The organism is Parachryseolinea silvisoli (assembly GCF_021190955.1).
Lineage (GTDB): Bacteria > Bacteroidota > Bacteroidia > Cytophagales > Cyclobacteriaceae > Ohtaekwangia > Ohtaekwangia silvisoli.
Genome location: NZ_JAIOAO010000007.1, coordinates 209,830 through 233,518, shown reverse-complemented (window position 1 = coordinate 233,518; position 23,689 = coordinate 209,830). Strand labels below are relative to the sequence as shown.

At 52.3% G+C, this 23,689-nt stretch carries 16 protein-coding genes and 2 pseudogenes; 16 read left to right on the top strand and 2 right to left on the bottom strand.

Annotation, left to right across the window (positions count from 1 at the left end; genetic code table 11):
* The first annotated feature begins 50 nt into the window (after positions 1 to 50).
* Positions 51 to 1,769, top strand: coding sequence for a T9SS type A sorting domain-containing protein (locus K7P01_RS30005; RefSeq protein ID WP_267298293.1), 1,719 nt, complete (start codon positions 51 to 53; stop codon positions 1,767 to 1,769).
* Between the two features lie 100 nt (positions 1,770 to 1,869).
* Positions 1,870 to 5,700: a GEVED domain-containing protein gene (locus K7P01_RS30000; protein WP_267298292.1), complete on the top strand. Its 3,831-nt coding sequence runs from the start codon at positions 1,870 to 1,872 to the stop codon at positions 5,698 to 5,700.
* Here the strand turns inward: K7P01_RS30000 and K7P01_RS29995 are convergent.
* Positions 5,681 to 6,220: an RNA polymerase sigma factor gene (locus tag K7P01_RS29995; protein WP_267298291.1), complete on the bottom strand. Its 540-nt coding sequence runs from the start codon at positions 6,218 to 6,220 to the stop codon at positions 5,681 to 5,683. The two genes, K7P01_RS30000 and K7P01_RS29995, sit on opposite strands and share 20 nt — an antisense overlap.
* Before the next feature lie 152 nt (positions 6,221 to 6,372).
* Between K7P01_RS29995 and miaE the strand changes: the two genes are divergently transcribed.
* Positions 6,373 to 6,975 (top strand): tRNA-(ms[2]io[6]A)-hydroxylase, encoded by a 603-nt coding sequence (gene miaE / locus K7P01_RS29990; protein ID WP_267298290.1) that lies wholly within the window; start codon positions 6,373 to 6,375, stop codon positions 6,973 to 6,975.
* A gap of 44 nt (positions 6,976 to 7,019) precedes the next feature.
* Here miaE and K7P01_RS29985 read toward each other — a convergent pair whose 3' ends face one another.
* Entirely contained in the window at positions 7,020 to 8,282 is a 1,263-nt protein-coding gene (locus tag K7P01_RS29985) for an asparagine synthetase B (RefSeq protein ID WP_267298289.1), read from the bottom strand.
* A 174-nt stretch (positions 8,283 to 8,456) separates the two neighbouring features.
* Here K7P01_RS29985 and K7P01_RS29980 point away from each other — a divergent pair, with 174 nt between their 5' ends.
* The 13 genes and pseudogenes from K7P01_RS29980 (at position 8,457) to K7P01_RS29920 (ending at position 23,687) form a co-directional block, all read left to right on the top strand.
* A complete protein-coding gene (locus K7P01_RS29980) occupies positions 8,457 to 9,701 on the top strand; it encodes an ABC transporter permease (protein ID WP_267298288.1) in 1,245 nt (414 codons plus the stop codon).
* A 243-nt stretch (positions 9,702 to 9,944) separates the two neighbouring features.
* Entirely contained in the window at positions 9,945 to 10,745 is an 801-nt protein-coding gene (locus K7P01_RS29975; protein ID WP_267298287.1) for a polysaccharide biosynthesis/export family protein, read from the top strand.
* 3 nt (positions 10,746 to 10,748) lie between these two features.
* Entirely contained in the window at positions 10,749 to 13,178 is a 2,430-nt protein-coding gene (locus tag K7P01_RS29970) for a polysaccharide biosynthesis tyrosine autokinase (RefSeq protein WP_267298286.1), read from the top strand.
* A 24-nt stretch (positions 13,179 to 13,202) separates the two neighbouring features.
* On the top strand, positions 13,203 to 15,014 hold the full coding sequence (locus tag K7P01_RS29965) for an ABC transporter ATP-binding protein (RefSeq protein ID WP_267298285.1): 1,812 nt from the start codon (positions 13,203 to 13,205) through the stop codon (positions 15,012 to 15,014).
* A gap of 396 nt (positions 15,015 to 15,410) precedes the next feature.
* Positions 15,411 to 15,563: pseudogene (locus K7P01_RS32235) on the top strand (hypothetical protein); the annotation flags it as partial.
* Positions 15,564 to 15,595: 32 nt separating this feature from the next.
* Complete coding sequence (locus K7P01_RS29955; RefSeq protein WP_267298283.1) at positions 15,596 to 16,630, top strand: acyltransferase family protein; 1,035 nt, start codon at positions 15,596 to 15,598, stop codon at positions 16,628 to 16,630.
* Positions 16,631 to 16,654: 24 nt separating this feature from the next.
* A complete protein-coding gene (locus K7P01_RS29950) occupies positions 16,655 to 17,353 on the top strand; it encodes a cytidylyltransferase domain-containing protein (RefSeq protein ID WP_267298282.1) in 699 nt (232 codons plus the stop codon).
* A complete protein-coding gene (locus K7P01_RS29945) occupies positions 17,346 to 18,368 on the top strand; it encodes an N-acetylneuraminate synthase family protein (protein WP_267298281.1) in 1,023 nt (340 codons plus the stop codon). The genes K7P01_RS29950 and K7P01_RS29945 overlap by 8 nt, the downstream gene beginning before the upstream one ends.
* Positions 18,368 to 18,994, top strand: coding sequence for an acyltransferase (locus K7P01_RS29940; RefSeq protein WP_267298280.1), 627 nt, complete (start codon positions 18,368 to 18,370; stop codon positions 18,992 to 18,994). The genes K7P01_RS29945 and K7P01_RS29940 overlap by 1 nt, the downstream gene beginning before the upstream one ends.
* Positions 18,991 to 20,391, top strand: coding sequence for a glycosyltransferase (locus tag K7P01_RS29935; RefSeq protein ID WP_267298279.1), 1,401 nt, complete (start codon positions 18,991 to 18,993; stop codon positions 20,389 to 20,391). Before K7P01_RS29940 ends, K7P01_RS29935 begins: the two co-directional genes overlap by 4 nt.
* Positions 20,385 to 21,872, top strand: coding sequence for a hypothetical protein (locus K7P01_RS29930; RefSeq protein ID WP_267298278.1), 1,488 nt, complete (start codon positions 20,385 to 20,387; stop codon positions 21,870 to 21,872). The genes K7P01_RS29935 and K7P01_RS29930 overlap by 7 nt, the downstream gene beginning before the upstream one ends.
* A gap of 417 nt (positions 21,873 to 22,289) precedes the next feature.
* Positions 22,290 to 22,440, top strand: a pseudogene (locus K7P01_RS32230) (DapH/DapD/GlmU-related protein); the annotation flags it as partial.
* 155 nt (positions 22,441 to 22,595) lie between these two features.
* The gene (locus K7P01_RS29920) at positions 22,596 to 23,687 is read left to right on the top strand and encodes a glycosyltransferase (RefSeq protein WP_267298277.1); all 1,092 of its coding nucleotides are present in this window, start codon (positions 22,596 to 22,598) and stop codon (positions 23,685 to 23,687) included.
* Positions 23,688 to 23,689: the final 2 nt, after the last annotated feature.

Here is a 23,689-nt window from a genome sequence, read left to right as displayed (position 1 = left end):
GGGGTTAACTGCTATTTATTCGTTTTATGTAAACCAATCTCTATTCTATCATGAGACTATATACCCTTATTTTATTTGCTTGCCTGCTACTGTCGTCGCATGTGCAAGCCCAGTACACCATTTCGGGTCCGCAATGTATAACACACGTGACCAGTGGTACGCAACCGACCTATACCTTTACGGCCACAGGCTCGCATGTACAAGGTACACCCGTGTGGAGCACACGGGGCGAAATTCAAATTGTTTCACAAACTACGTCGCCGCTGACGGTCACGGTGCGGTCTACCGGCTTCGGGAAAGGTCGCGTGGTCCTGGTCTACAACCAGAGCACGATCTGTGGAGGAAATAGCGCCTCCAAAGATGTATACAAAACTTTCCCGGCACAGGACCAGATCATCGGCCCCTCATGCGTGCGTCCGGGAGAGAGCGCTACCTTCTCCATTAAACCGATCGTGAGTTCGGCCAGCCAGATTCAGTCGGAGGTTGGCGTGGATCAATACTTCTGGAAGATCAATGGCCTGGACCTGATGCAAGAGCCCAACGGATGGGATGTGACCTATACTTCGGGGGATAGTAGCTCCATCACGGTGTTGGCACCGGCGGACCTGAGTGGTCCGCAAATTCTAACGGTTGCCGTGGGGCAGTGTAACGAAGCATCAACTTCTTCGTTGTCGCTCAGTACCAAAGCCAATGTGCCAGTGTTTGTTGATGCGCCCGCGACTTGTCGCCCCGCAAACAGCACCGCCAGCTTTACTATGAAAGTTATTGCCGAGCCGGGCGTGAGCTATTCCTGGACGGGTCCAACGGGCTGGAGCATCAGCCCGCCGACAACTGCGGGCGGATTTAATCAAGTAACCGTAACACCGAATAATTCCGGTGGTGATGTAACGGTACGGGCTTCGGCGTCAGATGCCAGCTGCGAATCCTCCGTCAACAGCATGACGTTCTATCGCGAGCTTGTGTCAGGGTTTAACACCATCACCGTCGCGGGTAACCCGTCTTGCTTTACCGTAAACACCGCGTATACGTTCTCGTTGGCTGCGACCACGGCCACACCGACAAACAACGGTACATATATTTGGACGGCTCCTCCCGGATGGACACCAAGTACCATCACGGGCGGAACATCGGCCACATTTACACCAGGTGCCGCCGCTCAACCAGGCAACGTTACCGTGAAAAGCAGCCAGTGCCAGTCGGGCGTGATCACCTTCACACCGATCGTTTCTAACAATCAGGGTTTGACCTTTACGCTCGAAGACCTGGAGTGCGGTCTTTTCCGCGTGTCGGCACCCGGATTTGTACGCACCGGCGCGACCTACACCTGGAGCGCGGCTGGTCAGACAGGTACAACAACCGGTAACGCGAACTCGTTTACCTTCAACCCGTGGACAGGTTCGACAACCGTCAGCGTGCGGATTACCAAATTAGCACCGAGCTGTCTGGATGCTACGGCTACCCTGACCAACTGGGCGTATAACTGCCCGGGCTTGCTAGCCTCTAGCGCCGCAAGGTCTGCCACCGGTAAAGAAGGTGTATTAGCATTCTTCCCGAACCCGGGTGACACACAGGTAACCATTACTTTGCCTGAAAACGATCAGGTAAAAAATGTAACCATCACCGATCAACAGGGTCGTGAGCGGAGACGCTTTAATACCATCGAATCATCGCACACAGTAGATATCAGTGCGTTGCCGGAAGGTGTGTACGTTGTAACGGTTTTCTCCGGTAAAGAAAAGCTTGTTAAAAAGCTGCTTATCGAGCGATAACCTTACACTACGGGTTTAGAATGGCAGCGGGCATGTACATTTACATACCCGCTGCCTGCTATTTAGTATACCTACATCGCAGGCGTAAACCGTTAAGAAAATGAAAAAGCGTGCGATAGGCTTAAGTGCATTGTTTGTTATTTTATTTTATTGTTGCGAGGCTTTTAGCCAACCGTCGTATTGCGTACCAACAGCGGGTTGCCCCTCGGGCGATGCTGTCTATATCGCTTCTGTAAAATTTAGCTCCCTGCAAACCGCCAGCACCTGTAGCGGCTATACACTTTTTCCTGAATCGGGCACTTCCACCACGACGGTCGAGCGTACCGCAACCTACGGCATCACAGTCGGTGTATTTGGCTCGTTCTTCAATCCGTTATTCAATGAGACGTCGTACTGGTGGCACCACGTGCGGATCTTTATCGACTTTAACGGCGATGGCGATTTTGACGACGCTGGAGAAACGATCGTTGCCGGGCAGGGTAGTCAGGTGCGGCCGATCGAGGCCAGCATCACGATACCGGCCGATGCGCGCCTGGGCAAAACGCGTCTGCGCGTGCGGCAGCGTATGTCGGATGCGGACAATAATCGCTTTACAGCCTGTATCAACGAAGCAAACTCTTCCGACAAGGCTTATGATACAGAAGACTATACCATTACCATTGCTCCGCGCAATACCGGTACACCTTCTTGCCCCACGACCTATACGCCTGCGCCGAACGCGGCCAATGTGGTGCGATCGCCCGACTATCACTTCGCGTGGACCGGCGCCAGTGGTGGCAGCAACACCCGGTATGATGTGTACCTGGGCTCGAGCCCGGCCGCGCTGACGGCGATTGCCAATGATGTGACGGCAGAAGATGGTTTTGCCGGGAGCTTCGACTATACCGGTTTTTTGAATCAAGGCAGCGCCTATTACTACCGTATTCAGCCTCGTAATGAAAATGGCCCGAATGCGGGTTGTACGGTACAGACCTTTACCACCGCGGCCACGTCAAATGTATACTATTGCAAGCCGACAGCGACGTGTAGCCCACGGTTTAACGAGGCTGTGGATTATTATTATATCAAGTCGATTGCGCTGAACACCTTAAATCAAACCTCCAGTTGCCCCGGCATACCCGGAGCGTATACGCAGTTTGCCGGCCCGACTACGACACTGACGAAGGGCCAGTCCTATACCCTTGACTCGCGCACTTTTGCCGAATCAATTTCTGGCTCGACAAGCTTTCCGCAATATGGTGGTTGCAGCATTGGATACCTGGCGGCGTGGTTTGACTTTAACCACAATGGCAGCTTTGATGACGCCGGTGAGTTTTTTCCCCTGAGCCTGCAAACAACGGATAGTGACGAAGTGATGGGAGGAAATTGTGTCGGAAACCCACCATCGGTTTCGATCGCAATACCGGCCGGCGCCGTAACGGGCGCTACCCGTATGCGCGTGCGTGCGAGCTTTTACACGCCGTGGACTGCCGGCGATGCATGTACCGCAGTAGAGAAAGGGGAGACGGAAGACTATACCGTGACGATCCAACCGGCGGCGGCGTGTAGCAACCTTACCGCGTCGTTTACCAAACAAGACAATACGGCATCGTCGGGCGTTGCAAATGGCTCGATCATCGTGACGCCCACGGGGGGCACGGCACCCTATACTATCACCTGGGCCAGCAGCGCAAGTTCTGCCGTCGGTTTTCAACCCACTGGCCTGGAAGGGGGTGTTTATATACCGACGGTACGTGATCAGGCAGGATGTCTGTTCACCCTGGCGCCGATCTATGTACTGCAGGTGCCGCCGCTGGAAATAGCGGGTGTGGCATATACACATCCTGGATGTCAGGAGGGCGGTACTGTGCGCGTCGATGTACAGGGTGGGGTGGGGCCGTATTCCGTGCAGTGGAGTGGTAGCTTGCCGGGAAATTTATTTGTAGACAACCTAGCGGCCGGTACTTATCAGGCAACCATTACCGATAGCCGTGGTGCGACTGTTGTGTCGCCGGCCATGACGCTGGAGACGTTCAGCGTGACGCCGACGGTAACCGATGCCAGGTGTTCGCTCGGAGCCAGCGGCGAGATTTCACTCACCGTACACGGTGGACAAGCACCTTATGACTATGCCTGGAGAGACCTGAATACCGGATATCCCATCGAGTTCAACTATTGGATTATGCCGGCCGCACGGGGCGCATATGCGGTGACGGTAACGGATGCCGCAGGATGTAGCACAACGCTATCGAATATTCGCGTGAATGCGCCGTATATCTTTACCGCAACAGCTGCGGCGGTACCGCCGAATTGCAATGGCAACGGCAGCGATACCGGGGAGGTCTGGGTTACCGCACAGGGTAAATCACCCTACCGGTATGAGCTCTTTGTCGATAACAGTGGTGTTCCTGTTCCTGCCACCTTTGAAGAAGACGACCGCGGCTTTCGGTTTACGAACCTGGAACCCGGCTGGTATTCTGTCATTGCCTATGACGACGCGGGATGTCAAGCCGAATTCGTGTCTGTCGTGGTGGAACCGCTCCAGGAGTTAGACGCCGCGTGGGGCTATGAAGAACATTGTGGCGGTGCGCCGGTCGACGTACAGTATGGCGGCTACATACCCGGGATGAACTTCGTTTGGTATGCTGATGCCGTGGGGGAAGTGCCGTTGGATACCGCGGTTGTATTCCACACGCCCATACTGAACGAACCCACAACCTATTACCTGGCTAACTATAAGCAAGGATGCCGCAGTGCGCTGATACCGTATATCCTCAACATCACTCCCACGCCGCCGAAGCCCGTCATCGCCTATACCGGCAGTACCACATTTTGTGCTGATCAAAGTCTGGTACTGGAGGCTCCCACAGGGTATGCCGGGTATAAGTGGTCAGATGGCAGCACGACACGCATGCTGGCCGTACAGGGCAGTGGTGCCTTCACGGTGCAGGCATGGCACGCAGAGGGCTGTAAAAGCCCGGCGTCCGATGCCGTTGTTACGGCGGTCCGACCTAAACCTGCCCGCCCGGTCATTACTGTATCCGGGGAGACCTCCTTTTGTACAGGGCAGAGCATTACATTGACCGCGCCCGCGGGGTTTGATCATTACCGTTGGTCTGATGGCCCCACCCTGTCGCAACGAGTGGTAGGCACGTCAGGAGACTATCGGGTGCGGGTGCAGCGGGAGGGTGAGTGTGAGAGTGATGTTTCGGACGCGATACCGGTTCGTGTAGAGGCGTTGCCCGGGCGGCCGGTCGTTCAAGCCGATGGTGACCGTATGTTTTGTGAAGGCGGCGTCGTGCGTCTGTCGGCTCCCACGGGGTATAGCCGATATCAATGGTCGAATGGTGAAACAACCCAGTCGATCGATGTTATGGCAAGCGGTTCCTATACGGTGGTTGTCGGCGAGGCCTGCAAAAGCCCCGCGTCCATTCCGGTAGCGGTGGATGTATTGCCTGCACCGCCGTCGCCCGAAGCGATTGTCTGGATAGCACCTGACCGGTTGCAGGTGATCGGGGCATCGCCATATTATGCCTGGGAGCTGGACGGTGTGCCGCTGGAGATTCATGACGCTGAGATTCTGGTTACAACGGGTGGATTATACCGGGCGCGGGGTGTCACGGTGTATGGCTGTCTATCGCCGGAAGAGGTGTCGTACCAGCTCACTTTGAACGTGACGGGTATAGACGATCCGTCAGACCAGGCCTGGACGGTATACCCGGTTCCCAGCAACGGATTGGTTACGCTACAACGCGGTACAGCCGGCGTGGGTGCCGTGACGCTGCAGGTGACCGATGCCTGGGGTAGGAGGATACGGCAAGCGATTACAACTGTGGCAGGAGATCATCTGCTGGACCTGCGCGACATACCCGGTGGTGTATATTACGTGGCGCTGCAGCAAGGTACCCACAGCCTGGTACGCAAAATAATTATCACGAAAGGTACTCCCTGAAGCGATCGGATAAAAGACGGATCGCTTTCGACATGTGTTTCTCGATTGCCTTTTGCGACAGTTTCATCTCGGCAGCAATTTCTTTATATGTATATTCTTCCTGGCGGCTTAAGATAAAGATCGTGCGGGTCTTGACGTCAAGCACGTCGATGCTTTGTTGAATGATCCGTTCGAGGTCTTCGTTCAGCAAGGCCGTGTCGGCGGGCTCTGCGTGCGCGGAGGAGTAGGGTACATCAGGAAACTTATCGGTCGCCTGACGCCGTTGAAAGTTGATGGCATTGTTGCGTGCCGCGGTAGTGAGGTAACCTATGAGTGGTTTACGCAACGCAAGATGGTGACGCTTCTCCCAAAGGCTGAGAATGAGCTCGACCACAATATCGTTCGCGGTTTGCTCGTCGGCTACGCGGCGGCGGAGAACCTTTCGCAAGGGGGTATAGTAGGTGGCATACAGGAGTTGGATTACTTGCTGATCGTTCGCGCGGAGCATTTCCAAAATTCTGTCGTCAACGTGTTGTTGCATGATACATAACGGTTAAAACATGTGAAATCTAACGCTAAAGCCTGGTGGCTTGGCTTCTTAAAAATAAGCAGGGTTTTTTATTGGCGAAGTACTATTTGGAATAAAAACTTACGTCTTACCTTTACTGCTGTAAGTCATCAACGTGAGCATCCGTGGACGCAAGAGATAAGTTTACCCTGGGCCTGGAGCTACCCACAGACCCCCGCTGGGTAAATATTGCCGAGAAGAATATCCGGGCCATTCTGGTCGATCATGCCTATTGCGAGCAGAAGGCCGCCTCGTCGTGCATATCGTTGATCGTGGCATATCCCGAGAAGGATAAACTTGTCGAAGTATTAACGCCTGTGGTAGCCGAAGAATGGAGCCACTTCGAACGCGTGATGCAAGCGCTTCGAAAGCGTGGCTATAGCCTTGACCGTCCGCGCAAAGATGTCTATGTGGAGAGGCTCTTCCAGGTGTCGCGTAAGGGCGGCAGCCGTACGGAACAGCTGTTGGAAAAATTATTGATGAACGCCTTGATCGAAGCGCGGAGCTGCGAGCGGTTTAAGTTGTTGTGGAAGCATATACCAGACCCCGAGCTGTCCGAGTTTTATTACGAGCTGATGGTATCGGAAGCCGGACACTATCGAAACTTCCTGCAGCTTGCCAAAGAATATATACCAGCGGACGACGTGATGCAACGCTGGCGGGAATTGTTACAGGAAGAGGCCCTGATCATGCAACAGCTGGACGTGCGTGACGACCGCATGCACTGAAACAGTGTGAGTGTGAGCGCGGGTGCGAAATACTGCCACTGTTTTTATGTCTTTTGTTTTTTCTTCTTGGCTGCCGGGAAAAGTATGTTGTTCAGGATCAGGCGGTAGCCCGGTGAGTTGGGATGCTGGTTCAGGTCGGTAGGTTCTTCGCCCACCTGGTGTTGATAATCTTCTGGGTCGTGACCACCATAGAACGTCCAGAATCCCTTGCCCATGATACCGTGGATATACTTGGCCTCTTTAATCTCTTTGTTCTCGGCCATGACCACGACGTCGGGTTTGATCAGGTCGCGCTTAAAGCCCGTGGTCTGGCCAAAGAATCCCTGAATCACCTGCGTATGATTTTGTGTCAGCATGGTAGGGATGGGATCCCACTTGGCAGAGAATTCAAACAATGCGAAGTAGTCATTATCTTGCCGCAGTCCGCGCTCAGCCGGTTGGTTGTCAATGTCGGAGAACTCGTATTGATAGGGGTCGCGCACGAGTTTGAAGTCGGTAAAGGCCAGTGTGTTCTCGTAGTTCAGTTTGCTTTGCGCCTGCGGGTCGGCCGGGTCGCCGTCGTACATGCGTTCGCAGATGTCGATGCCGTCGGCGGCGAGAGCAATGTCATAGGTATCGGTAGCCGAGCACATAGCGAAGAGAAAGCCGCCGCCAGTGATAAACTCTTTGATCTTTTTTACGACAGCAAGCTTGAGCTGCGATACTTTGTGAAAGCCATGCTTGCGGGCGAGGTCTTCGGCTTCTTTTTGTTGCTCGATATACCAGGGGTAGTTGTTGAACTGCGCATAGAACTTACCGTACTGACCCGTAAAATCTTCGTGGTGCAGGTGGATCCAATCATACTTCGGTAGTGCGCCGTTCATGACCTCATCGTCGAAGATAACATCGTAGGGGATCTCGGCATAGGTCAGCACGAGCGTAACGGCATCGTCCCACGGCTGTTTGGACTTCGGTGAATACACCGCTATGCGCGGGTATTTTTCCAACTTCATGATGTCGTAATTGAGTGCCGGGCTGGCAATCTCCGTAATAAGCTGGTTGGCCTGTGCATCGGAAATGATCTCAAACGAGACACCGCGCACCACCAATTCGTTCTGGATGGCGGGGTGATACTGGCACATAAAGCTTCCGCCGCGGTAGTTCAACAACCAGTCAACTTCCCGTTCGCTTTTCAGCACCCAGTAGGCAATACCATAAGCCTTCAGGTGGTTGGCCTGTTTCCCGTCCATGGGAATAAAGATCGAGTTCGCGGCTGCCAGGGAGATGGTCAGCACAAAGAGGGCCAGCAACGTCGCACATTTCTTCATACACGGAGCCATTCATTAGAGTGCTCTAAAGTTACCAATACCGGCAGACTTTCGTGCTACCTTTGGTAGCATTTTGGCGCGCGGCAGGGCCGGGCGGATAAATTTTGTGGCGGACGGGTGTAACATTTTGGCCGCGGCATCAACATATCATTATCAGCAAACGTTGAAACAAGCATGAATCTCCTTGAAAACATACGGGAAGGGTTACGGTCGGTACGGGCCAACCTTTTGCGTTCCATTATCACCGCCATGATCGTGATGCTTGGCATTACCGCCCTGGTGGGGGTACTGACCGCCGTGGATGGCATCGAGCAGTCCATCCTGCAGAGCCTGTCGTCATTGGGCGCCAATACGTTTGATATCTCCTCGAAGACAAACCGCGGCAGCAGCGCCAATGGCCGGGCCGAAAAAGCCTATCCGGAAATACGTATGACAGAAGCGTTTGCGTTTATGGACGAATTCCGGGCATCATCGGCGATCAGTTTGTCGGCGTGGGCGACGCGCACTGCCGAGGTAAAGCGCCTGTCGAAGAAGACCAATCCGAACGTGACCGTCATGGGAACAAACGAGGAATATTATGCCGTCAAGAACCTGGAATTTGAGCAAGGGAGGTCCCTTTCCTCCCTGGAAGTGCGCACGGGTGCCCCCGTTGCCATCGTGGGACATAAGATCTACACGAGCCTGTACGATGCAAACGCCAACGAACAAGTAACGGGCACGTATGTGACTTTTAAGGGCACGCAGTTTCGTGTGATTGGCGCGCTGAAGGAAAAGGGTGGCTTTAGTGACCCGTCTTCCAATGTCGATAACATGGTGTTCATTTCCATCGTCAAAGCCAACCAGTTGGCCGGTGACCGGGTCCTCAACTACAACCTGACAGTGTCGGTACGCGACAAAAGCCAAATGGAATATGCCATGGGCGAGGCCACCGGCCTCATGCGCCAGATTCGCGGCGACCGGGTGGGGCGGGAGGATTCATTCGAACTGGAGCGCAGCGAAGCGCTGGATGAGCTCGGAGATCTAACGGCCATGGCGCAGGTGTTTGGGTTTATCGTCGGCACGGTAACGCTACTGGGGGCTTCCATTGCCCTGATGAATATCATGCTGGTGTCGGTGACTGAGCGCACACGCGAGATCGGAGTGCGGAAAGCGCTCGGCGCAACGCCGTTGCGCATTAAGCAACAGTTTGTAATCGAAGCCATTGTTGTTTGTATGTTGGGGGGTATAGCCGGGGTGATTCTGGGGATCGTTCTGGGAAACCTGGGCTCCAAGCTATTGGGTAATGATACATTCATCATTCCATGGCTTTGGATGATTGTGGGGTTTGTAGTCTGTGTGCTGGTGGGATTGGTATCGGGATACTATCCCGCCCGGAAAGCTTCGAGGCTGGATCCGATTGAGTCATTGAGATTTGAGTAGTTCTCCCTGTATGTTTAGACACCACAATATGGGGAATTGTGGTGCTGGAGCGGGCTTATCGCACAAAACAGGTCTGATATCAATCGTTTGTGGCCGAGGGCGTGATTTTTTACACGCGGGGTGGAATGTGGTTGAATGAGCGGAAACAAACCGAATCGAACGTGCACACTTTACCCCAAACACTAAAAAATCTGCCCGTTTCGCGTATATTTACCGCTTCTAAAAAAGCGACCTTTACGAATTATGCGGATATGGCTGTTATTGGGCGTGCTCCTGTTGACTTTTGGCGCCTGTGTTCCAAACAGAAAGATTGTTTATCTTCAAAAAGACGATTTAAAGCGGAGGAAAGAGATTCCTAAGGATACGGTCCTACGATCTCACCCGCTGAATATCCGGGAATACCATATCCAGCCCCTGGATGTGTTGAACATCAATTTTGAGACGCTGGAGAAAGATGATGATCATCAGAGCTTTATCTCGCGACTATCGACACGTAGCAGCGGTAGCGGTTCCTCCAGTGGATCCGGCACGATGTTGAACGGAGTGATAGTAGACGTCAACGGCGATATCGAATATGCGATACTCGGCAAGATTCATGTAGTGGGGATGACCCTTTTTCAGGCGCAGGACACCCTCCGCAAGATTACGTCTCAGTTCGTGCCCGACGTGGTCGTTCGCGTAAGAATGTTGAACTTCAGGTTTACTGTGTTGGGAGAAGTGAACGGTGAAGGCACGACCTCGTCGAGCAACACCCGGCTTACGATGATGGAGGCCATTGGCCTGGCGGGTGGTTTATCAGAACTGGCGGACCGTAGTCACGTAAAGATCGTGCGTCAGAACGGTGCTCAGGCGGATATTTTTTACGTCGACCTGTTAAAAGAGGAGTACATCGAGTCTCCTTACTATTACGTGCAACAAAACGACGTGATCATCGTACCTCCGCTGAAGCAACGTCCCTTCAGGAAGTACTTTGTGGGTAACCTGGGGGTTATTTCCGCAGCCCTCTCTTTTGTTTTGCTCATCGCTACCCTCAATAACCGCTAAACCTTGAATTCTCCAGTAATACCCGAATTTACGGAAGAACGTACCCCCCGGAACGCGGGCGGTGTGCAGATCAATTTTAAACGTGTCGCCGACCGTATTCTGCGATATTGGTACCTGGTGGTGATCTGCCTGGTGGCCGCGTTTACGGTGGCGTCGATTATTAACCGGTACAGCACCCGCATCTACCCGGTGAAGGCTGCCATCATCATCCGCGAAAGCGACGAGAATGCAGGCGCAAAATTCTTGTATAACAATGAGTTGCTATCGCCATACCGGAATTTCTTCAACGAGATCTATATCATGCGATCGTATCCACTACTGCAAGAAGTGGTGGAGAGCCTCGGATTTAATATTTCCTTTTATCGCGAGGGTGAGATCAAGACTTCAGAATATTACAGCCCTTCGTTACCGGTGGAGTTTAAGATCGCTCCCGAGTCAAAGAGCGCTTACGGCAGATCGGTATATTTCGAGGTGTTGGATAATAATACCTACTCGTTGCGTTATCCGGGCGAGAAGAGTGACGGCCCTACGACTTCGTCGCGCCTGTTGTTTAACGACACGGTAAAAGTATACGGTGCCAAGGTCGTGGTAAAACGCCGCGGCAATGTGGAGGATATTCGGAACAAGACGTTCGTGGTGCGTTTTAACGATCCGCTGCACCTGGCCAAGCAGTATTCAACCCGACTGAAAGTGAACTGGGCCACGCAGGGTGCATCGGTGGTGAACCTGGAGATAACCGGCCCGATTGTCCAGAAAGAGATAGATTTCCTGGCCAGGTTTATCGAGCGGTACCAGGATTACGACATTGAAAAGAAGAACAAGATGGCGTCACGGGCAATCAAATTCCTGGACGAACAACTGATTCGCATTGGCGACTCGCTGTCGCATTTTGAAGACCAGGTAGAAGACTTCAAACACCGTAACATCATTACAGGTCTGGACGAAGAGACCATGCGCCTGTATGAGAAAATGACAGGATTTGAAGATCAGAAATTTCAATACCGATTGCTGGAAAACTACTATGCCTACATAACGGAGAACTTAAAGAACGACCAATATGAAGGTATCTTTACTCCATCGAGTGTAGGCATCCAGGATCCGATCATTACGGAATTGGTGACCAAACTGATTGAGGAACGTACGGCGCTGAGTGTATTGGGCACGGCGGCTCAGCGTGGCGCTACGCGCTACCAGGAAACCCCTGATTATAAAGTAGCCGTTCGGAGGATCGATCAGATCAAGACGGACATTCTAAAGACGATCGAGAATACGCGGAAGACGCAGCAGATCAACATTCAATTTATCAACACGCAAATCAAAGTTGTGCAAGATCAACTCTCCAAGCTTCCCGGCTCCGAGCGTGAGCTGGTGGGTATTCAGCGTAACTATTCGCTGCGTGAAAACCTGTATGTGTTCCTGATGCAAAAGCGTACGGAAGCGGGGTTATCGATGGCGTCTACGACCTCTGACATCGTGGTAGTGAACCATCCCATGGCGGGTGGAGCGATCTCACCGAAGCCATCGGAAAATTTTATTTTCGCGATTGCCGGCGGCCTGATTATACCGCTGTTGATTTTCGTGTTGCTGGAACTGCTCAACAACCGCGTGCAATCAAAAGAAGATATTGAACGCATCACTACCGTGCCGGTTATTGGTGGCGTCGGGCATAACCCGCAGCAAGACCGTTTGATCGTGATCAATAAACCCCGGTCGGCCATGGCGGAGTCTTTCCGCGCGCTGCGTTCGAACTTGAATTACTTTACCGGCAACCGCGACCATCAGGTGTTTATGGTAACATCGTCTATACCTGGTGAGGGTAAGTCTTTTACGGCGCTGAACCTGGCGTCGGTCTATGCGCTGGCGGGAAAGAAAACCATTGTGATCGGCGCTGATTTACGCAAGCCTAAGCTATACGACGAGTTGGGAATGCACAACGCTATCGGCTTGAGCCAATACCTTTCGGGTATGGTGTCGATGGAAGAGGTGATTCAGAAGACCGCCATCGACCATCTGCACCTGATCTCAGGCGGCCCGATGCCACCCAACCCCAGTGAGCTGCTGTTACGGCCGCTGGTAGAAGACCTGATCCAAAAGCTTCGCCAGGAGTATGACTATATCATTGTCGACACACCGCCGCTGAGCTATGTCACGGATGCATTTGTACTGGCAAAGTACGCTGACCATACGATTTTCGTCGTACGCCAGAACTATACACCCAACGAGGCACTGCGTGCGCTGGATGAATTTTATGCTACTGGCAAGCTGGCCAACGTCAGTGTGCTGTTCAACGACTTACGCAAATCGGGTCTGGGTTACGGTTATGGTGGCTACGGGTATGGCTATGGCTACGGATACGGCTATGGGTACAGCTATGGCTACGGCTATGGAAACCGTAAGAAAAAGAACGGTGGCGGATATTATAGCGAAGACTAATTAAGCGACTACAACTAGAGGCACATGAATTTGGCGGGCGTAAAATCAGTCCTTAAACGTAACTTCAGTTCGTTTTTCTTCTTTTATCAATTCCTACGGTACAGGATATTTTTTGCGCTGCTCTTCAGCTTGCTGGTGGGGGTGCTTGATGGTTTTGGTCTGGCAATGTTTCTACCGCTGATGCAGAAGGTAGATGGAGGCGCTGCCGACGCAACATACGAGGCCGAGGGCATGGGGGGATTGTCCTTTATTGTCACCGGAATGGAAAAGATTGGCTTGCCGTTTACGCTCACCGGCGTATTGGTGATGATGCTGGTCTTCTTTATGTTAAAAGGTTTCTTTCGCTTTCTCGAGGGATACAACCGTGTGATGAACCAGCGGTATTTTATCAAGCGTTTGCGCTTTTCCAACATCGACCTCTTGTCAGGGTATAGTTACAAGGCTTTTGTGTTGGCGGACTCCGGTCGTATTCAGAATACCTTTAGCGCCGAGGTGGAACGGGTGGTGACGGCTTACCGGTCGTATTTTTCGTCCATACAATTTGGTGTGCTGGTGTTTGTATACATAGTCATGGCGTTTATGGCCAACCCGCAGTTTACCCTGATGGTAGCGGTCGGTGGAGGCCTGACAAACTTTATTTACAAACGCATTTACGCGACAACCAAAAAACTTTCGCGTGAGCTAACGAAAAAGAACCACGGCTTTCAGGGGCTGTTGATCCAGAAGGTGGCGTTCTTTAAATACCTGAAGGCGACCGGATACCTGCCGTTGTACGGCAAGAAACTGAAACTAACCATTCTGCAGATCGAGCAACACGCCCGCAAGATGGGAATGTTGTCATCAGCGCTCCAGTCACTGCGGGAACCCGTGGTCATCGCCGTCGTGATTTCCGTTATTATGCTGCAGGTAAATGTTATGCACCAACCTCTCGGTCAGATCGTGCTGAGCTTATTGTTCTTCTATCGCTCGCTTTCCTTCCTGATGGCCGTACAGAATCATTGGAATACATTCCTGGGTGTATCGGGATCGCTGGAAAATATGAACGAATTTGCTCGTGAGCTGAAACGGGACCAGGACAAACAAGGCAAAGATAAATTCGGCCGTTTTGCCAACAAGGTAAGCGTGCAGCATGTTGATTTCTACTATGGCAATACGCCGATTTTACGGGATGTGTCGTTCGAGATAAACCGAAACGAAACGGTGGCGCTCGTAGGAGAGAGCGGCTCGGGCAAAACCACGCTTATGAATTTGCTCGCAGGGCTGATGCTACCGGACGGCGGACAAATCAAGCTGGATGATCACATGATGGCATCGCTTGACCGGGGTACTTTTCAGCGGCGCATCGGCTATATTACGCAGGATCCTGTGATCTTTAACGACACTGTTTTCAATAACGTAACGTTGTGGGCTTCGCCCACGCCGGAGCATATCGCCCGTTTTTATGCCGTTCTCAAACAGGCCGCGATCTATGAGTTTGTGATGGAAATGCCGCAAAAGGAAGCGTCTTTGTTGGGCAACAACGGCATTATGGTAAGCGGTGGCCAGAAGCAACGCCTTTCGATCGCACGGGAACTATACAAACAGGTCGATTTTCTTTTCTTTGACGAGGCGACTTCAGCGCTCGACTCGGAAACGGAACGGGCCATTCAACAGAACATCGATCAGCTGAAAGGACAATATACCATGGTCATGATTGCGCACCGGTTGTCTACGGTGAAGAACGCCGACAAAGTAATTCTGCTGAGCAAAGGCCGTATCGAGGCTGTGGGCTCATTTGACGAATTGTCGGAGCGCTCGGGCACGTTCAAGCGTATGGTATCCCTGCAGGAATTTTAACAGAACAACATGTCTCAGCTCAGAAAGCACTTAACGTTTACCTGGCGACATCGCTGGCGGGCCTTCTGGCAGCGCCGCCGTCTGGGGCACCTTGGACGACGTGTGCATATCGACAAGTCCGTGGAGTTCATGCGGTATCCGCATAACATTTCCGTGGGCAACGATGTCGTGGTAAAGGAAGGCGCACGCATTTGCAGCTGCAATGCGAATGCCATCGTCAGCATTGGCGACCGGACGACGGTAGGATACCACACGTTTATATTTGCGTCAGCCAAAATTGTTATCGGCGATGACTGCCTCATCGCCCCATTTGTATACCTGGTTGACAGCAACCATCAGATGGCTCGTGGTAGCCGCATTAACGAGCAGCCCAACGAAACGGCTCCAATCACGATCGGACGGGATGTATGGATTGCCAGCAATGTGACGATTCTTAAGGGCGTGACTATCGGCGACGGTGCGGTGATTGCGGCAAATTCGGTAGTAAACGCGGACGTTGCACCATATGCAATTTACGGTGGAAGCCCTGCAAAAAAGATCGGCGAAAGAACCTGACAACACCAATCAATCATACGCACATAATGAGATTACACAACCTCGACTACCTGCGTGGCCTTGCCGCAATCGGAATCATGCTGTACCATTACATGTCCGGGGTGTTTGGTGACTATGAGTCGGAGTCCTTCACGGGTCGGCTGGGCGTTTACGGCGTCTCCATCTTCTATGTACTGAGCGGTCTGACGCTTTACTACGTCTATTTCAAGAAGATGCGACCCTCGCGGGATGACATTCAAGACTTTTATCTTAAACGTTTCTTCCGCATTTATCCCCTGCTATGGGTGGTGATCATTGCTACCATCGTGCTGAGCACGAAGGTTCCGGCGGTATCGAAAATCTTCCTGAATCTGACGGGCCTTTTCGGTTTCGTGAAATGGGACGCTGCTATCGGAAGAGGCGTATGGTCTATCGGCAACGAACTGGTGTTTTATGCGTTCTTTCCGTTTTTTATCTACTTCAGCAAACACCGGCCCGTGATCTTTTGGATCTTCTCCGCGGCGTTGCTGGCGGTGTATATATACTTTGCATTTTATACATTAACCCCAGATCAGTCGTTGACGAGCCAATGGTATGACTACACCAATCCGTTGAACCAGGTGTTTCTGTTCCTGGGAGGGTATCTGATTGGCTACCTGTTTTCCAACACCCCGGTGCCAAACATCGTCTGTGCACTGCTGGTTGTCGCGGGGCTGGCGCTCTTTTGTTTTTACCCCGTAGAGGGTGACCGTATCCAGCTGGTTACGGGATACAACCGGGTGGTGTTTACAGTGGCATGCTTCTTTATCTGTTTTGGCTTTTTTAAATTACAGGTAGAGGTTCCAGCCATCCTCGACAAGCCCCTCTCTGTCTTCGGAGAATCCAGCTATTCCATCTATCTGTTGCATCCGCTGGTATACAACGTTTGCGGAAAGGCATTGGGTAGGGTTATAGAACAGCCGAAAGGGATTGGGCTGATGGTGGGCTCGATCGTCATCACGCTGATCCTCAGTTATATTTCTTACGAGAAATTCGAGAAGTTTTTTATGAAGAAGGCACGTGCCTTCGCCAGACCTGCATAACCTATTTATACCATCGCTATACATATGCGTACAGGCATTGTTATTTTATCACGTTACAATTCCTCCCGCCTTCCGGGTAAGGCGCTGCGGCCCATGCTCGGAAAGGTGATCCTGACCTATATCCTGGAGCGCCTGCTGCAAGTAGTGCCGGCTGAAAATATTGTATTGGCGACGTCGGAAGAAGCATCTGATGATCCCATCGCGACCTTTGCAAAAGCGTCTGGCATGAAGTGTTATCGCGGCTCGCTTGAGAATGTGGCGCAGCGGTTTTACGAAGCCGCTGCCGCACTAGGGTGGGAGTATGCCACGCGCATAAACGGTGATAATATATTTGTTGACACGGAGGTGCTGCGCGAAATGATTGCGCTGGCGGAGACTGGTCAATACGACTTTGTCAGCAACGTCAAAGGAAGAACGTTTCCCAAGGGCATGAGTGTGGAGATCGTACGTGTGAAGCACTATGCATCGTTGTTGTCCACGATTTTTGCCTCGCCACAATACCGCGAGCACGTCACCCTGTATCTGTACGAGCACGATGTGGGCCGGACGTACTTTTATTACTTGAACGAGTCGCTGCCGGAGGCTTCCGGTATTCAGCTGGCGTTGGATACCCAGGAGGATTGGGACCGCACGCTACAGATCATGCAGCAGTTCACAGCGCCACACTGGACGTACAACATGAAAGATATCCTGACTATAATTAACGAGATCAAACATGCATAATCCATTCAAAGGAAAATACGGCCCGTTGCTGATTGCTGAAATCGGTGGCAATCATGAAGGTAACTTTGACTATGCCAAGCAACTGGCTCAGATGGCTATTGACTCGGGCGTAGACTACGTAAAGTTTCAGATCTATACCGGCGACACGCTGGTGTCGAGCCTGGAGAGCCCGGACCGCAACAAGCACTTTAAAAAATTCGAGCTGACCAAGGAGCAGCATATATACCTGGCCGAAATGGTGAAGGAGGCGGGTATACTCTACACGTCTTCGGTGTGGGATATCGATGCCATGGAATGGCTGGATAAATACATCACGCTGTACAAAATTGGCAGCGGCGACCTGACGGCATACCCCGTATTGGCGAAGACCGCGGAAAGGGGCAAGCCAATGATCGTATCGACCGGTCTTTCGACGGAACAAGAGGTCGTGGACACCGTTCGTTACATTCAGTCGATCAACCCTGTTTATACTTCAAAAGACATGCTGGCGGTATTGCAGTGTACCAGCATGTACCCCATTAACCCCAGCGATTCTAACCTGCACGTCATGAAGCGCCTGAAAGAGCTGACGGGCCTTACCGTAGGATATTCCGACCACACCGAGGGCAGCAAAGCCTTGTATTATGCTGTAGCCATGGGGGCGGAGGTGCTGGAATTTCACTTTACCGACAACCGGGAAGGCAAGGTGTTCCGCGACCATAAGGTCTCACTGACGCCCGCCGAGATCAAGGAATTGATTGCGGAGATCAAGCTGATCTACCAGTATCAAGGCGAAGCTGAAAAGCGTCCGGTACAAATTGAACTGGAACACAAACATGAAATCTCGTTCCGCAGGGCCGTGTATCCGCTACGCGATATTAAGGCAGGTGAGGTGATTACTCCGGACAATCTGACGGTATTAAGGCCCAACCACGGCATCGATGCCCGGGAATACGATCAGGTGATTGGCAAAAAGGCCAAGCACGACCTGAAAATGCATCAGAAGCTAAGCTGGAACGATTTTATACAGGAGTAATGCTTGTGTTTTCACAATATTATCTGCGCCATTTTGTTCCTAAATGGAACGCGCTGTTGACCCGCATCGTTTACGCGGGGGGACGTGTGTCTATTGGGAAAGGGTTTAGCACAGATTCTGTACCCCGCATCATTGTCGATAAAAATTGCCGTGTGCGAATTGGCGACAACGTCGAATTTCGCCGCAATGTCGAGATTCGCGCCCACGGTCAATCAGAGGTGCTGATTGGCGACAAGACCCGCATCGACCGGGGGGTACGCCTGCTGGCGGCCAACAAAGCCCGCATCGACATTCAGGCTGGTGCTCGCATCGGGTTGTACACCGTTCTGAACGGCGGTGACTCGATCACCGTCGGCAAAAAAGCCCTTATCTCGGGCTTTGTTTATCTCCAAACCAGCATGCATGGATATGCAGCCCGTGACCAGTCTGTACAAGATCAGGGCTATGAACATGCGCCCGTGCAGTTGGCCGACGATACCTGGCTGGGCACGCACGTGGTGGTGTTGCCCGGTGTGACGATTGCTCAGGGCGGTGTTGTGGGAAGCAACGCCGTGGTCACCAAAAATGTGGATGCCTACCAGGTAGTGGCAGGTATTCCTGCCAAACCGCTAAAAGAAAGACTATGAATACGCAACAGCCCCTGGTCAGTGTGTACATCACCAACTACAACTACGCGAAGTACATCCGTACGTCGATCGAAAGTGTGTTGAACCAGACCCTCCAAAATTTCGAGCTGCTGATTATCGACGATGGCTCGACCGACAACAGTAAAGATATCATTGAAGAGTACCGCGATCAGCCGGGGATCAGTATCATCTACCAGCAAAACAAAGGGCTGAACGTGACCAACAATATTGCCATGCGCGCCTCGCACGGTAAATATCTGATGCGGTTGGATGCAGACGACTTCCTGGAGCCGAACGCCCTGGAAACGATGAGCAACGTGCTGGAGAGCGACCCTGAGCTTGGCCTGGTTTTTCCCGACTATTACTATGTAGATGGCAACGGCGAAATTACCGGTGAGGAACGCCGTCACGACTTTGAAAAGGAAGTATCGTTGTACGATCAGCCGGCACACGGCGCCTGTACGATGATCAGACTGGAGTTCCTGCGCGACCTGGGTGGTTATAACGAAAGCTTTACCTGCCAGGATGGCTACGACCTGTGGATCAAGTTTATCATGCACCACAAGGTGACCAACGTCAAGCAACCGCTGTTCTCGTATCGTCGCCATGGACAAAACCTGACCACGAACGAGCTGCGCATCCTGACGACACGCAAACAGATCAAAGATCTATACGTCGAAACATACCAGTTGAAAACACCCCAGACAGTGGCGATCATTCCCGTGCGGAATACGATGATCGGCAAGACCAACTGGCCGCTGTTGGAGCACGACGGTAAGACCATGCTAGAGGCCACCATTGAGAAGGTAAGTGCTTCTGATCGCGTACAATGGGTGGTGGTGACTTCAGCCGACGACAACATATTGGAGTTTATCAAAACCCGTGCGAACCGGTACCCCAAGCTGCAGATCGTGCCGCGTCCGGAAGAGTTTGCGCGGGTAAACGAATCACTGACCAAAACATTTGGCCACGTACTGGACACGCTGGCAACGCAGGGTATAAAACCCGGCGCGGTCATGCAAGTGTCGGTGGAGTTTCCGTTCCTGACAAAGGATGTGATTGACGATGCCGTTAACACGCTGGCAATCTTCAAAGGCGACTCGCTGTTGAGTGTACGTCCAGACAACCGCATGTACTACCAGCACATCGGTCACGGTATGGTGCCGATCCTGGATCAGGAAAAGTTTACCAAGCTGGAGCGTGAAGCTCTCTACAAGGGCGCCGGTGGAGTGGTGATCGCCACGGTCGATAGCTTCCGCGCGCACGGCAAGATGGTGGCTGGCAAAGTGGGCCACATTGTAGTGGACCAGAAGACGGCGTTTTTTGTGCAGTCGGAGTTTGACTTGCTGCTGATAAGCAAGATCCTGGAACCCGCACCGAAGGCTGAAGTATGGTAACACAGAAATTTAATCCGGAAAGCATACTAGAGAAACTCAACGAGATCGAAGCGCTCTTTCCGGTAAACGCATGGCAGGTAAACGGCCTTAAGATATGGCCCGTGCTACGCACCTCGCTGGCGTATAGCCAAAATCAGAATCCGAACACCAGCAAAAAGAAAGACACAGCCCGGTCGCGCCGAAACAGGATCAAGAACTATCTGAAGATCGTGCTGAAGCTGCCGATGGAATATCTGTCACTGAAGAAGAAGCTGAAGAAGTCCAATCGTCTTTTCTTTGGTGCTTCCACGCACCGCGTAAAGCTGGACGGGATGTTCTTCAACAAGTTCTTCGACGTGGCCGTCGGTGACTTTGAGCAGCAACACGAGTCGTCGGTGATCTTTGATACCAGCACGAAGCTGGATAAGAAGAAGTATCCCCACAAAAACAGTGTATTCAGCTTGCCTTCCTTCTACATCTTGCAAGAGCTGAGCCGCAAGCTTAGACCCGGCAAAAAGAAGTACACGGTGGAGCTGCCCGGTTATGATGAGTTCTTCGACTATGCGTTGAAGACCTTTCAGCACACCGCGCCAATCAAGAAGACCTTCACTAAGAGAGATGTCACCAAACGGGGCATCACACTATATGAGCGGAAAGAGTTTGCGAAGCGATTCCTGAAGGGTTCGGGCATCAAGCAGGCCTATTTCATTTGTTATTACTCGTCGCTGATGTATCCCATGATTGCGGCCTGCAACGAGCTGGGCATCGGCACGGCCGATATTCAGCACGGCGGCCTGGGGCGTGGTCATTATTGCTACGACCGCTGGAGCAAAGCGCCGGCGGAGGGTTATTCCTTGCTACCGAAGTATTTCTGGAGCTGGGATGCCAACAGCGCCGCACTGGTAAACGAGTGGGGTGCGCAGACACGCTTTCACCGTGCGTTTGCCGTCGGCAACCCGTGGACGGATGCGAGCATACGACTGTATAAAACACCACCGGCGTATAAAGACTATTTGCTGGTGGGCATGACGGAAGTGTTGCTGGACGACTATCTCGTAGAGACCATTCAGTATTTCGGCAACCAGCGTAAATGGGTACTGCGCATGCACCCGCGCCAGTATCAGCACAAGGCAGGATTAGAGAAACAGCTTATCGAAAGAGGTATACAAGACTTTGCCATGATCGAAAATCCCAGCGAAGTGCCGCTGCCGGTATCGATGCGGTATTGCCGCGGCATGTTGTCTAAGCCGTCGGGTTCGGTGATCGAGGCTGTGGAGATGGGCATGAAGCCTGTGCTGCTGCGTGCGGCCAACCTGATGAGCTATTATGCGCACTATGTCGAAGAAGAAAAGGTGATTCTACCGGAGGAAGATACGAGTGAATGCCTGATCGCCATTCTGCACGATACATCCTGGCAGGATGGGGGGCAGGCCACGCGCGCCGGAAAGGATCAGGAAGATAAATTTCATACATTTGAACGCTTTACCGCAGGAAGTGTATAGCGGCCATTTCGTCGCACATACTTCCGCATTCCGAAATAGACTATGCTGCAACTGCTCCGAGAAAAATTTGCCGCCTTCCTTCAGAATACAAATTACCTGCACGCAGCGAAAGGGTCGCAGATACACAAATCCGTTAAATTCAAGGGCGTACGGCTCAAAGGGCCGGCGACCATCGGCGCGAACGCGCGGCTGACAGGTGTCACCATTGCCGGCACGATCAGCATTGGTCGCTATACGGTTATCAACGGCCCGGGTACGACCATGACGTCGAAAGTTCACGGCATCGAGATCGGCAGTTTCTGTTCTATTGCCAAAGACGTGTCGATCCAGGAATATAACCACGATGTAGGCCGCATGAGTACCTACTACATGCGCAGCAACATCTTTAAAACGGGCCGTTCGGGCGAGCATGTCAGTAAAGGTGCGGTGGTGATCGGCCACGACGTGTGGATCGGCACGAAAGCGACGATCTTGTCGGGGGTAAAGATCGGCAACGGCGCCATTATTGCGGCCAATGCCGTGGTGACCAAAGATGTGCCGCCATATGCCATTGTGGGCGGCGCCCCGGCCCGTGTCTTGAAGTACCGGTTTGATCAACCGACCATCGATAAGCTTGAAGCGTTGAAATGGTGGGAGTGGCCGGTAGAGAAAATTGTTCAGCATCGCGACCTGTTCTGGGATACGCTCGATGTAAACCAGTTACAAGCTATAGGATAGACGTGTATGAAGCTTTTTTTTGTTGTAGGATCTTTTAAGATGGGCGGTACGGAGCGGACAGCTTCCCGTATCGGTCTGGAACTGCTGAAACGCGGCCACGATGTCAAGTTTATTCTGATCAACCCGATCTTCGACTATAACGAGCCCGAGCTCGTGGCGAATTCCATTGTGCTGGTGCCCGATAAAAACAAGCGTAAGGCAGTGCGTCTGTTGCTGGCATTGTTTAAGCTTATGGGATTGCTGCGCCGTGAGAAACCAGATTTCCTGATCTCGTTTTCCATCGGCATCAACCTGTTTATCATCTTTACATTCTATCGCCGCATCATCTTCCGGATCGAGTCGAACATCTTTATCTATAAACGCAAGTTATACCGTCGATACCTCCAGAAGATTGCTTCGCTGGCGCCGAACGTCAAGAAGATTGTTATTCCGTCGAAAGGGTTGTACGACAAGTGTCGGGAATATTTCTATGCTCCAGAGAAGGTAGTGCTGGTTTCAAACCCTATCAATATCGGCGAAGTCAAAGCGCTGTCAGACGCAGACATCAGCGACGTGCCGGCGCTGCAGCCCGGGCGTTACATTGTAACGGCGGGGCGTCTGCATGCCAGCAAGGGTTTTGTACCGCTCATCAACGTCTTTGTGAAATCATCCTTGTACGGCACCTATAAGTTGGTGATCCTGGGAGAGGGACCGGAGCGTGGTGTGCTGGAAAAGCTCATTGCCGACAAGGGTTTGCAGCAGGATGTGCTGCTGCTGGGCTATCAGGCCAATCCATACCGCTTCTTTGCCAAATCGCGGTTCTTTATTCTGAACTCCAAGCACGAAAGCTTTGGCAACGTACTTATCGAAACGATGGCCTGCGATGTGCCCGTGGTCAGTAACGACTGCGATTTTGGTCCTCGGCACATCATCAAACAGAACGTCAACGGGGTGCTATACGATCGCAACAACGAGCCGGCATTCCTGGAGGTGTTGAATCGCGTGGCGTTCGACGAAGATTTTTACCGGCAGCTTCAGGCGGGCGTAGCCCGTGAGAAGGTGCTGTACGACATTTCGACGATTACACAATTCTGGACCGACTCGGTCATTACACGCTAGCG